The organism is Schaalia sp. JY-X169 (assembly GCF_014069575.1).
Classification (GTDB): domain Bacteria; phylum Actinomycetota; class Actinomycetes; order Actinomycetales; family Actinomycetaceae; genus Scrofimicrobium.
This window is the reverse complement of the sequence record NZ_CP059675.1, coordinates 1,305,839-1,318,088: the sequence shown is the minus strand read 5'-3', so window position 1 is coordinate 1,318,088 and position 12,250 is coordinate 1,305,839. Positions and strand designations below refer to the sequence as shown.

The following is a 12,250-nucleotide window of genomic DNA, read 5'->3' as shown; positions in this document are numbered from 1 at the left end:
ACCCTAACCGGGCAGTCCGGAAGCAGTGGAATGTGTCCGCGCCGGGAAGAGTAATTCGCCTCTCACTTCTTCGCGAAGTCGTTAGTCACGGCTGCCTCGACCTCGGCTTTGGGAATCTCTTCGTCCAGGACACCTGACAGGAAGGTGCCCATTTCTGCCCATGTCTCAAGGTTCTGTAAGCCGGATGTGACGCCCTCGGAATCAAGCCAGAGCGGAATGGTTGCGTCCAGGACAGCGCTGGCTCCCCGTCGTGTTTGTGGGTCTTCCAAAGCCGGATCCCACAGGGCTGTCACCTCAAGTGCGTGCTGAGGATTTGCCACAACTCGGTCTGCACCCGCGGTGATAGCTCCGACTACGCCCTCGGCCAACTTCGGATTGGCGTCAAGCCACTTACGGGTCGTGACGATTGATGCCCCAACCAGCGGTGTGGGGTCTTCGGTGAGAGGGACAACCGTGATTGGGACTCCCAAATCCTGCAACTGGACCACATCTGAATTCACGAATCCAACTATCGCGTCCACTTGGTCCGATGCCAAAGATGCTGCTTGCGTATAGCCAATGGGGACCACTGTTATGTCCCCCGTGGTCATGTTTGCATCCTGGAGAGCCGCTAGGAGTCCAAACCAGTTGGAGCCAAATTCACCTGGCAATCCCACTTTTTTGCCGCGTAAGTCAGCGATTGTCGAAATTCCGCTGTCTTCCTTAGCCACGACAACAACCGGGTACTCGTGGTAGTAAGCACCGATCGAAACCAGATCCATCCCCATAGTGCGGGCCTGGAGGACCTCATCGCCACTAGCAACAGTGACGTCCTCGTCTCCCGACATCAAAGCGGTGAAGAGCCCCTCATCACCTCCGTGGTGCCGAATGGAGGCCCCGATGCCAGCCGCGCGAAAGATCTCATCCGTACCCGCTACGTAAACGGGCGCAAACTGAACACTGGGAACGTAGGTAAGCCCAATGGTGACTCCTTCTCCTCCGACACCCAGATCTACGGTCTCCCCCGCCAGGCCGGATTGCGGGATTTCGCCTGCGGTCGTACCTCCGCTTTGGGGTGTCGACGAGCCCGCACACCCTGCCAGTCCCATTGTCGAGACAAGGAGGATGCTGGCAGCCGTCAGCAGACGTGCGCTTCGTGACGTTCTCTTGGTTGCAGTAGCGGTCATGCTGATGTCCTGCTTTCTGGTCGAGGGCGATCGTGTCGTGAAGGTGAAACGTCGCGGCGTGCGCGACGCTCCGCGCTGTAGATGAGGCCGTAAAGGATCATGGCCATAGTGGCGAGGATGAAAACAGTGACGAACATTCCTGCGGTGTCGAGGTTGTGCCGCTGCTGCGTTAGCACCTGACCGAGTCCCGCCCCGCCCATCACCATCTCACCGACAATCGCGCCGGTGACGGATAGTGCGAATCCATTGCGAATACCGGCCAGTATTGCCGGGGCGGCCAACGGTGCCTCGATCGAGTGGATCATGGCCCATCCCGATGCCCCATCGAGAGCCGCTGCATCGAGGACGTCGGTATCCATCTGGCGCAAGCCGACAGTTGTGGAGACGAGGACGGGAAAGAACGTGATCAGTGCACAAAGGACGATAATCGGCGTGAACCCGTTTCCCATCCACAGGACCAAAAGGGGTGCGATGGCAATGGCCGGGATCGCCTGGGTTGCTCCCAGAAATGGCTCAACTCCAGCGCGGACAAACTCGTTGTTGAAGATCCCCCAGGCTAGGGGAAGAGCAACGACTGTGCCAAATACCGCCCCAATGACAGCTTCGCCTGATGTAACCGCAATCCTTTGCCACATCCACGACTGACTCAGCAGGGTCACGAGCCTTTCGAAAAAGGCGTTGGGGGTAGGAAATACCCAGGCTTCAACCGGTCGCAGAGTTGTGAGCATCCACCACAGCCCCAGCACGATTACGGCGATGCTTAGGGGCGCCATCCAGGCAAGGAATGGCGAGGATTGGTTTGTGCGTCTGGCCACCGTAGCCTTTCCGCCACGGGGTAGGGCGCGCCAGGTAGCACTGACGGCCCGCTCCTCCCATCCGGACTTTAACCGTCGGCATCGGAATTTCACCGATTCAACCGCCTGATGGCGGGTCGCGGGCTTTCACCGCCGGCTCGGACTTTCACCGACCCCGGAGCTATGCTTCGATTATGCCATGGTGTTCAGCATCGGCGGTAGCGGAGCCTGGTGCATGGTTTGTCACGAACGGCAATACTAGGCCAAGAATGCCTTGGGGCCGTTGAGGATTGCATTAGCCTCTCTACGCAGGGCCTCTATCTGTGCGGCCGGATCGTCGCTGTCGAACACTGCTGAGCCTGCCACGAAAACATCGGCTCCGGCCTCGGCTGCACCGAGAATAGTCTGCTTATCGATTCCCCCATCGACCTGAAGCTGTATTGCCGCACCGCAATCAGTAATGGCTTTGCGAACTTGGCGAATCTTCGGCAATGTCGAATCTAGGAACCGTTGTCCTCCGAAGCCTGGCTCAACGGTCATCACCAAAATCATGTCGAATTCGTCTATGAAGTCCAGGTAGGCGCCGATTTGAGTCGAGGGTCGGAAGGCCACTGCTGCACGTGCCCCTGCCTTGCGAATGCTCCGCGCAAGCGTGATTGGTGCCGTTGCCGCTTCGGCATGGAAGGTGACCGAGGCCGCGCCCGCTTGCGCGTACTGTACGGCCCAGCGGTCAGGATCTTCGATCATGAGGTGCGTGTCAACAGGAAGTCCCCCGTGTCGAACCGCGGCCTCCACAACGGGAAGACCCCACGTCAGGTTCGGTACAAAGTGGCCATCCATAACATCTACGTGCACCAGGTCCGCGTTTGAAATACGGTCAAGCTCTTGGGCAAGGCGGCCGATGTCGCAGGAGAGAATTGACGGGGCTATCTTTACATCCATTCCTCTACCCTATCTGTCCTACATGCGTCTCAGTAATGCTACGAACATGGCGTCGGTCCCGTGGCGGTGGGGCCACAGTTGAACAGTCTGCGCGGCGATGTCGTCTCCGGTTTGCAGATCCAGATCGTCGGGAGAGCCCGCCTGTGCCAGCGCTGCAGCGTCAACCAGCTCCACTAACCCTCCGTCAAGAACCTTTTGAACCTGTCCGAGAGTTTCCGCGGTGTGAGGTGAGCAGGTCACCCAGGCGATCACTCCCCCGGGCCTGGTCAAGCGCATTCCTGAAGCCAGGAGCTCCTCTTGTAAGGGGATCAGTTCGTCGAGGTCGCTTCGGGAGTGACGCCACCTTGATTCGGGCCGGCGCCGTAGTGAACCCAAGCCCAGGCAGGGAGCATCAACCAGCACCCGGTCAAAGAGTTGGTCCGTCTTGATATCTCTTCCATCAGAAGTCGTTACAGTAACGTTGCTGACTGCCTGCACCGATCGCTCGACTAGGCGAGCCCTGCGGGGGTTTACCTCATTCGCAATGAGCTCCACGCCCCGATCTGACCCGAGCGCGGCGAGGAGCGCGGACTTGCCGCCTGGCCCAGCACACATGTCGAGCCAACGGGTGTCGCTTCCTTGCACTGGTGCCTGAGCAAGAAGGATCGCAGCCAGCTGAGAGCCTTCGTCTTGAACTGCGGCGCGACCGCTTCTCACGGATGGGAGCGCCCCGGGGTCACCGCCCTCGTCGAGTACCACCGCATACTCGCTAATGCTGCCCTGCCGCGTTGTTACACCCAAGACATCCTCGGCCTCCTGGGCGAGTTCGGCGGCGGTAATTAATCCGGGTCTGGCAACAAGTGTGACGCGTGGTGCAGCGTTGTTAGCCTCAAGTGCATCACCGAGCTCGTTGGGGTCAATGCCCCTTGCACGTAAGGCTTCGCGGATGTCAGAAACAATCCATCCGGGATGGGAGTGTTTCGTGGCCAAGCGGGTCTGCTCATCACCAATCGCGGCAACCCGTGCGAACACGGCCTCGCTCCCTTCACGTTGCAGGGAGCGCAGAACAGCATTGACAAACTTAGATGCTCCTTCGCCTGCCAGACTGCGTGCCACCTCAACGGTTTCTGACACCGCTGCATGGTCCGCGACCCTCATATATAGAAGCTGGTAGGCCCCCATGCGGAGGCTGACCAGGACAGGGATATCCAAGCTGAGGAGCGGCTTCGAGCAGTGCTTAGCCAATGCGAAGTCAAGCAGTCCTTGACGCCGCAGAGTGCCATAGACCAGCTCTGAGGTGAACGCGCTATCCCTGAAGTCAAAGCGCCTGTTTCTGGTTTGCTCAGTCCTTAGCGCCTTGGGAAGGACTAAGTTGGCGAATCTGCCCCCCTCTTCAACTTCAATGAGGACTTCGGCCGCCACCATCCTGGCTGGATCCGTTTTACCACCCTTGACACTCATCTACTTGCCCCCATCCATTGCCCCGCCTAAACGTGCGCCTTCTGGCAGTCGAGCACCGCGAAACCAATCGCTGGCGGCCATCCACTTCTTTCCTGCCGGACCAACCTCACCGAGTTGGACTGCGCCGTCCGCGCAGGCGACTTGTAGACCGCCCTTTTCAAGTGTCATTGAGCCCGGTAGAGCCCTGTCTTTTTCTGTTGGGAGCTCACCGCCCTGTGGCGAAATCCGGTGGAGCGGACCCAGTTTCATGACTGATCTGTCAGGAAGGGTGGTCCACGCTCCCGGATCTGGCGTTACCCCGCGCACGCGGTCTACCACCTCGCCAGCCGCCTCCTTGAAGTCGATAAAGCCATCGGCTCGAGCCAGCTTGGGTGCCTGTGAAATGTTCTCTCCATACACGCCCGTATCCTGAGGCACCGCGACAGCGGTCCCCTCACTCAGGGCGTCCACGACAGCAACAACCTGAGCGGCCCCAACGCTACCAAGGTGTTCAAGTGCTTCCCCGGACGTCGCATGAGGATCAATCGAGTGCCGCACGGATGAGAACACCGGGCCCGTATCCATTCCCCGTTCGAGTTGGAACACGCTGCTACCTAGTTCCGTGTCCCCGCGAAGAAGTGCCCTTTGCACCGGCGCAGCACCGCGCAGATCTGGCAACGATGAAAAATGAAGATTGATCCACCCCAGCGGAAGCGCATCGAGAACAGGCTGTGTGAGGAGTGCGCCAAAGGCGACGACCACCCCCAGATCGGCGCGGGCGGATTTTATCCACGCCAATGACTCATCATCCCTGGGACGTTCTGTCTCAAGAAGCGGAATTCCATGCTCTTGTGCGAAGGCCGCCACCTCACTGGGAACCAGTGCTTTTGAGCGTCCCCGCCGTCTTGGGGGCCGTGTCACCACCCCAACCACGCTGTGCTCTGATTCGACGAGGGCGGCAAGAGTCGGGAGTGCGACACTCGGGGTACCGCCAAAAATAATGCGTAGCGCCAAGATTCTGCGCCCCTTTCCTTACCTGACGTTGTTAAACCAGTGAACTGGGGTTGATGTCAAAGCCTGGTAGCTCCCGGCCATTACGACTGAGCTCCCGTCGCGCTTCCCCCAACGCCACCATTAGTCTTCGAATGTTACGAGGAGCCACCGACAAAACTACACGCTCTCTTACGTGCCCATCGTCTCCAACCCGGGTTTCGTGACTCACCAGCGTGAGAGGGGCCCATTCTTCGCCGGGGAATCGAGCCTGTGCCACCCCCATTGACTGCTCTGCGGCCGCCAACTCTGCCTCAACAGCGAAGGTGTTGCCCTCTATGGCAACCGTCCATCGTGCGGGCGGAAACCCCAACTCTTGCCGCCTCATCCATTCATCGTGAGCCAGAATTTGAGGGCGCCAGTACACGAGTGAATCCAGAAGAGGCATGGGGACTTCACCGACCAGCAGGAGTGGGGCCTTCGGCGCCGCGAGAGCCGCCGCTTCCATCCACCTGCGGAGGGCGTCGAGGCTCCCGTCCAGGCTATCGCGGTACGCCACGCCACTTGCTCCCGTGATCACGATTGATGAGTAGCCTTCCGAAGTCCGCGGCTCGACCCCGGGCGTCGAGACGACTATGCCTTGGGAATCTTCCAGGGATCGCACCACTCCCCCGGTAGATGAAGAGACCACTACTTGCACCCCGGGAAATGCCCTCTCGAGTTCATCGCGGACCCGATCGGATCCAACTCGAAAGTAGCCGGATCCAGTTTCTGTTACCGAACCTGCCGCAGGAACTGAGACAAGGACAGGACCTTCCGTTAATCCCTTCCGTATCATTCGGTAAGCGGCGTCGGGTAGTCGCGTGAACCCGGTCGCGCCCTCGCGCTCAGCGGAAAAACCATCAAACATCGCCACTCGCGGAACTGTGGAACGAACTAGGTCCCCGGGGGGAACGACCTCGGACGCCCAACCGGTCTCCACCAGCGCCTGAGCCTTGATAGAGCGTGCGTACGACAAACACACGAGCGCCACATGCTCGACATGGCTGCGAGCGACCGCCACGTCGAGGGCGTCCAGCCTGGGTGCCCTTTGTTCCCTGTAGCGATCGTCTCCGTCGTCCCAGATGACGATCGTGTGAAGGTTCGGGAGTGGTGTCCACACCGCCGATCTGGAACCGACCAGAACGTCAAACCTGCCCAGAAGCGCCTGAAGATAGACGCGATAGCGACGATCAGCACTCTGTTCAGCATCAATGTGTCCCACACGCAGCCCAGGGCTCTGCTCTAGTTCCCCGCAAATCTGTTGGCTTGACGCGGCAGTTGGTGCTAGGACGAGGGCGGTTGCCCCCAGTGCTGCGATCTCACTCACCAGGTTGGTAAGCATTTTCTGGCGGTCACCGGGAAGTGCGGTGATCACCTTCCTCTCAACCTGCGACGGCGGTAGCAGAGCGGTGGCAGGCTCCTGGAAGATGCCCTCTCCCGCGCTGCGTGCGGTCGCAATCGCATCCCCGAAGCTTTTTTCGACGCGGGCCCGACGGGTAGGCACAACGAATGAGAGAAGCTGACTCCTTGTCGCGCAGTAGCGAAGGCTCAGGTAGTTGATCGTCTCAAGAAGAGCCTTGGACAGGACTGGAAGCGGTGTGACAACCCGCAAAATGGGAGCCAGTTTTCCAGAGAATGACGAGCTTGCGGATAATCCCACGACATAGCCGCTCACCCTCCGTCGTCCAAAACGGACCTGAACCTGTGAACCTACGCATACCGTGTCGCGAAACTCTACGGGTACGGCATAATCGTACGGCTCATCCAGGTGGGGAGCATCGATGTCGACGATGACCTGGGCCACGCCGCGGCCAGGAAACTCCACGGAGTCGGCGTCAGTTGTGGTTGGTGCACTAGCGATAGTTTGGTCAGACATGCGTCCACCTCCCTATCCCCATGTTGCTACACCTTTGCCGCTGTCAGCAGATCCTCGGTACGGTCAATTTCTTCCCAACTAAAGCCAGGACGACCAAAGTGTCCGTAAGCAGCCGTGTCCCGGTAGTGAACCAAGGAGGTATCGAGTAGGCGAAGATCTTCAATGATACCCAAGGGGCGCAGATCAAACACATCTTCGATGACAGCCGCCAACGCTACCTCCGGAATGATGCCGGTACCGTAGGTATCAATCGTGATCGAGACTGGGCGGGAGGAACCGATCGCGTATGCCAACTGGATTTTGCACTTCTTCGCGAGTCCCGAAGCAACAACATTCTTAGCTATCCACCGAGCGGCGTACGAGGCCGAACGATCCACCTTGGACGGGTCTTTACCGGAGAATGCACCGCCGCCGTGCGACGCGCTACCACCGTAGGTGTCCACGATGATCTTTCGACCGGTGAGCCCCGCGTCGGCTGCCGGACCGCCAAGCACAAACCTTCCGGAAGGGTTGACCATCCTGCGCGCTGTCGCAAAGTCAAGCGCAATACCGCAGTTCGCAAAAACGGGGTCGATGACTTCTGAGTTGATGGCGTCGCGCAAGTCAACTTCCGCCAGACTCTCAACGTGTTGACTTGAGACAACAACATTGTCGACAGCTACCGGGCGGTCGCCCTCGTACAGAAGCGTAACCTGGGTCTTTCCATCCGGGAGCAGGCCATCGACGATTCCCAACTTGCGAACTTCAGCCAAGCGCATGGCCAGCTTTTGCGCCAGCCAAATCGGGGCCGGCATCAGATCCGGGGTCTCGTCGGATGCGAATCCGAACATGATTCCCTGGTCGCCAGCACCCTGCACATCGCGCGGATCGCTGCCGTCAGCCAGGTGATCGCGAACCTCTAACGACTCGTTAACACCGCCGGAAATATCGGGGCTCTGCTGCCCGATAGCAACAGAGACACCACAGGAGTTGCCGTCGAAACCTGCCTGCTGGCTGTCATAGCCGATGCGGACGATCTCTTCGCGGACAACATTGGGAATCTCAACGTAAGCGTTCGTGTTTATTTCACCGACCACGTGCACGAGACCCTTTGTTGCCACCACCTCAACAGCAACGCGAGCAGCTCTGTCCTGGTCAAGAATCTCATCAAGAATCGCGTCGGAGACTCGATCACAAAGCTTGTCTGGGTGCCCTTCCGTTACAGACTCGGAAGTGAACGGGCGAAGTTCCCCTATTGACACAATTAGTCCTTCTTTCGCAAGAGCTCTGCCACACGAGAGATCAAATCTGCGGCAACCTGGTCTTTTGACCCGCTGGTTTCACCGACTATCTCACCGGCAGCATCAAAATACACCAGGGTGTTGGGTACGTCGCCGAATCCGATTCCGTTACCGACCTGGTTTACCGCCAATAGGTCGCACCCCTTTGCCCGGGCTTTGCGGGATCCAAGGTGCTCAACCTGGGCGCGGCTGCCGGTTTCCGCGCCAAAACCGATGAGGGCGGACGGCCTCTGTGGTGACTTGGCTACTGAAGCGAGTATGTCCTCTGTACGGTGCAGGGTTAACACAAGTTCTTCAGTGGTTGCAGTCTTCTTGATCTTCTCATCAGAGACACTGATCGGCGTAAAATCGGCGACTGCCGCAGCCATGATCAGGGCATCGGAGTGACCGACCTCCGAGCGCACACTTGTTGCCAAATCGCTTGCCGTGGCCGCGTGAACCACGGTGAGACTTGGGTGGATGGGAATGGCTGCACTCATAGCCGCGGCGATCAGAGTCACTTCGGCACCCTGGTCGAGTGCAGCATTGACAAGGGAAATCCCCTGCGTTCCCGACGATCTGTTTCCCACGTACCTAACTGGGTCAATGGGTTCCTGCGTGCCTCCAGCCGTAATGACTACCCTGCGGCCAGAGAGCGCAAGCTCTCTCTCAGATTGGCTCGCGTGCGACCCAGATTGGGTCTGTTCCCAGATACGCAATGCATCGGCACCGATGGCTTCGGGGTCAGGTAGTCTGCCAAGCCCCTCGTCCCCTGAGGATAGGGACCCAGACTCAGGTTTGATGACGTGAACGCCCCGCGCCTGCAGCACAGCTATGTTCTCTTGCGTGGCTGCACTCTCCCACATTTGTGTGTGCATAGCAGGGGCTAGGACCAGAGGGGCCGCACTTGCAGCAATGGTGGTTGTCAGCATGTCATCGGCGATGCCGACACGGATCTTGGCAATAATGTTGGCTGTGGCTGGCGCGACAACGATCAGATCAGCCCGATTTGCAAGGTGAATATGTCCGGGACCCTCTGGCGAAAACACGTCGGTTGTCACCGGGTTTTCAGAAAGCTCACGCCAGGTTGGCTCACCGACAAACCGCAAAGCTGACCGGGTGGGAAGAACGTGCACTTCCCACCCCTCTTTGCGCAAGAAGCGCACAAGATAGCCGACCTTATAGGCGGCTATCCCACCGCCGACGCCGACAATCGCGACAGGCGCTGTACTACGCTTCTTCGTTGCGTCCAAGTTCCAACTTGTCTTCCACGATTTCGCGTAGGGAGATTGCTAGAGCCTTATCGTCGGCTTCAAAGGGGACAACTGGGCCAACAGACTGAATCATGTTGGAGTCCAGCTGCATCCGGTAAGAGTTGATCTGACGGGCGCGCTTGGCCGCAAGAATGACGAGGGCGTACTTTGAGTCAGCACGTTCGAGCAGCTCGTCGATCGGCGGGTAGGTGATACCTTCTGGCTGGGCCACAATTCCCGACATGTATTTCTCCTCTTGCCCGCTACGGAGCAGGTTTGTCACTAGGGCGTTCGCCCACATACCCGCACTATTCTAGTTCAGCCCCATGACCTGGGCCAGTTCCGCAGCTGTGCGATCGACGTCATGGTTTACCAAAACCACATTGAACTCCCCCGAGGCCGCCATCTCATCGCGCGCTGTGCGAAGGCGTCGAGACTGTTCCTCTAGGGTTTCTGTTCCTCGAGAGACAAGACGTCTTTGCAGATCTTCCCAAGCAGGAGGAGCGATGAAGATCAAGACGGCATCGGGGATTTTTCGTTTGACTTGGCGTGCGCCAGCAAGGTCCAACTCCAGCAGAACTGGTCTGCCAGCGCTTCGTTGTTCTTCAACCCATGCGGCGGGTGTCCCGTAGCGATGAATACTGTGCACTACCGCCCACTCTAAGAACTCGCCCCTGTCTACCATCCTGTCGAACTCACCATCAGACACAAAGAAGTAGTCGACTCCGCTTACTTCCCCCGGCCTCGGATCACGAGTCGTCGCTGAAACTGACAGTGGCAGATCGGGGTGTCTACTTCTCAGTGCGGCCACAACTGTGCCTTTGCCAACTGCGGTAGGGCCAGCGACAACAAAGAGTGGAGCGGGTTTCATATCCCAACGATTGCACAAAAGTTCTCAGGTGAAAAACCGTTGCGGTCCTCGTCACTTTCTGGATTCGCGAAGCAGTTCGTGCGGGCTAGTTCCCGAACATGTCGAGAAGAGCCTCGCGTTGCACTCTTCCTAACCCGCGCACACGTCGAGTCTTAGAAATCCCGATCTCATCCATTATCAGGGCGGACCTGTGCACACCGACGCGAGGTAGGGACTCAAGGAGAGACTTCGCGCGCATCTTCGCAAGCGCCTCATCCTCGTCTGCCAGTTCAAAGAACTGTCCCAAGGAAATGTTCCGACTCTTCAGGCCCACCTTAACTTCAGCTCGACGGCGTCTTGCCGCCGTAGCCTTCTCTAGTGCGTCTTCACGCTGCTGGGCCGTAAGTTCTGGAAGCGGCATAATCTATCTCCCCAAAGAATGTTTCATAACTGCATTTACTCTAGGGCAGAGTCCGCCTTCGCGTGTGGAATCAGAGCGTAAACCCACAGGTGGGATAAGAACTAGTACTCGTCGAGCAGCTCATCGAGGTCGAACTCCGTCTCCACTTCCTGTTTCGGGGTCTTTTCTTCAAAATCAGAAGTAGCTGGCGAAGCTGTGGCGACCTCGTCCCTATCGAGATGCAAGCGCACCGCATCAAGGACGGCATTCACATAGGCGGGGGAAGCGTCGGTAGAAATCTGCTTGACAACGGAAACGGCCTCGTCAATGGCTGTGATCCGTGGGACTTCCTCTGAGTTGTGAAGCATCTCCCAGACGGCCACCCGCAAGACTGCAAGATCTACGGCGGGTAACCGGTCGATCCCCGCTCCCTTGGCATGTTGATTAAGAAGGTCATCGACTTGCGGAAGAGCCGACGCGACACCCTCAATAATCTCAACCGAGTATGCGGGCAGCGGCGAGGGGGCGGACGTGAACTCCTTCCGCTCCTCAAGAAGACTCAGAAGATCACTTGGAGAAGCAACGACCCTCTTCTGGTCGGCTTCATAGAGAACCTCGGCAGCCCTCTTTCGTGCCTTGGTGCGCGAAGTGAACCGCCCTCTGTCATGTGCCACGGCGCTGCCCGTCCTGCTACTCGTTTACACGACCGGCAAATGCGCCCGTCCGTGTATCAACTTTGATCAGAGTGTCTTCATCCATGTAGAGCGGAACCTGAATCTCAAATCCCGTTTCAATCGTTGCGGGCTTGGTGCCTGCAGACGAGCGGTCTCCCTGGAGACCTGGCTCGGTGTGCGTGATGCGCAGGGTCACAGTTGCGGGTAGTTCGACGGAAAGCACCTGGTCACCATGGAACGCAACAACCGCCCTCTGGTTGTCAGTCAAGTAGTTTGCGGCATCCCCAACGATCGCTGCTGACAGTGGTATCTGCTCATACGTGGAATCATCCATGAAGACGAAGTCTTCACCGTCGTGGTACAGGTACGTCATGTCACGGCGATCGACCGTCGCCGTCTCAACTTTCAGTCCAGCGTTGAACGTCTTATCGACGGTCTTGCCCGAGAGCACATTGCGGATCTTGGTGCGAACGAAAGCAGGGCCCTTACCTGGCTTGACGTGTTGGAATTCGACCACTTGCCAGAGGTTTCCGTCAATGACGAGGATCATGCCGTTCTTGAGGTCGTTCGTTGTTGCCACGGGTA

At 58.3% G+C, this 12,250-nt stretch carries 13 protein-coding genes and 1 riboswitch; all 13 genes read right to left on the bottom strand.

The window, feature by feature from the left end:
* Positions 1 to 62: 62 nt before the first annotated feature.
* Positions 63 to 1,166: an ABC transporter substrate-binding protein gene (locus H2O65_RS05795; protein ID WP_182140812.1), complete on the bottom strand. Its 1,104-nt coding sequence runs from the start codon at positions 1,164 to 1,166 to the stop codon at positions 63 to 65.
* Positions 1,163 to 1,939, bottom strand: coding sequence for an ABC transporter permease (locus tag H2O65_RS05790; protein ID WP_182142685.1), 777 nt, complete (start codon positions 1,937 to 1,939; stop codon positions 1,163 to 1,165). Before H2O65_RS05790 ends, H2O65_RS05795 begins: the two co-directional genes overlap by 4 nt.
* Positions 1,940 to 2,026: 87 nt before the next feature.
* Positions 2,027 to 2,147: riboswitch (FMN riboswitch) on the bottom strand.
* A gap of 71 nt (positions 2,148 to 2,218) precedes the next feature.
* Positions 2,219 to 2,902: a ribulose-phosphate 3-epimerase gene (gene rpe, locus H2O65_RS05785; RefSeq protein ID WP_182140811.1), complete on the bottom strand. Its 684-nt coding sequence runs from the start codon at positions 2,900 to 2,902 to the stop codon at positions 2,219 to 2,221.
* Between the two features lie 18 nt (positions 2,903 to 2,920).
* Positions 2,921 to 4,342, bottom strand: coding sequence for an RsmB/NOP family class I SAM-dependent RNA methyltransferase (locus H2O65_RS05780; protein ID WP_182140809.1), 1,422 nt, complete (start codon positions 4,340 to 4,342; stop codon positions 2,921 to 2,923).
* Positions 4,343 to 5,335, bottom strand: coding sequence for a methionyl-tRNA formyltransferase (fmt, locus tag H2O65_RS05775; protein ID WP_182140808.1), 993 nt, complete (start codon positions 5,333 to 5,335; stop codon positions 4,343 to 4,345).
* 31 nt (positions 5,336 to 5,366) lie between these two features.
* Entirely contained in the window at positions 5,367 to 7,229 is a 1,863-nt protein-coding gene (locus H2O65_RS05770) for a hypothetical protein (RefSeq protein WP_182140806.1), read from the bottom strand.
* A 26-nt stretch (positions 7,230 to 7,255) separates the two neighbouring features.
* Positions 7,256 to 8,464: a methionine adenosyltransferase gene (metK, locus tag H2O65_RS05765; protein ID WP_182142684.1), complete on the bottom strand. Its 1,209-nt coding sequence runs from the start codon at positions 8,462 to 8,464 to the stop codon at positions 7,256 to 7,258.
* An 8-nt stretch (positions 8,465 to 8,472) separates the two neighbouring features.
* Positions 8,473 to 9,741: a bifunctional phosphopantothenoylcysteine decarboxylase/phosphopantothenate--cysteine ligase CoaBC gene (gene coaBC, locus H2O65_RS05760; protein ID WP_220458709.1), complete on the bottom strand. Its 1,269-nt coding sequence runs from the start codon at positions 9,739 to 9,741 to the stop codon at positions 8,473 to 8,475.
* Positions 9,719 to 9,985, bottom strand: a complete 267-nt coding sequence (gene rpoZ / locus H2O65_RS05755; protein WP_182140804.1) for a DNA-directed RNA polymerase subunit omega — start codon at positions 9,983 to 9,985, stop codon at positions 9,719 to 9,721. Before rpoZ ends, coaBC begins: the two co-directional genes overlap by 23 nt.
* A 69-nt stretch (positions 9,986 to 10,054) precedes the next feature.
* Positions 10,055 to 10,612 carry a guanylate kinase gene (gene gmk, locus H2O65_RS05750; RefSeq protein WP_182140803.1) on the bottom strand — a complete coding sequence of 186 codons (558 nt, stop codon included), beginning with the start codon at positions 10,610 to 10,612 and terminating at the stop codon, positions 10,055 to 10,057.
* Between the two features lie 85 nt (positions 10,613 to 10,697).
* Entirely contained in the window at positions 10,698 to 11,012 is a 315-nt protein-coding gene (gene mihF / locus H2O65_RS05745; RefSeq protein ID WP_182140802.1) for an integration host factor, actinobacterial type, read from the bottom strand.
* Positions 11,013 to 11,113: 101 nt separating this feature from the next.
* Positions 11,114 to 11,665, bottom strand: coding sequence for a transcription antitermination factor NusB (gene nusB, locus H2O65_RS05740; protein WP_182140800.1), 552 nt, complete (start codon positions 11,663 to 11,665; stop codon positions 11,114 to 11,116).
* A gap of 16 nt (positions 11,666 to 11,681) precedes the next feature.
* Positions 11,682 to 12,245 (bottom strand): elongation factor P, encoded by a 564-nt coding sequence (gene efp, locus H2O65_RS05735; RefSeq protein WP_182140798.1) that lies wholly within the window; start codon positions 12,243 to 12,245, stop codon positions 11,682 to 11,684.
* Between the last annotated feature and the right edge of the window lie 5 nt (positions 12,246 to 12,250).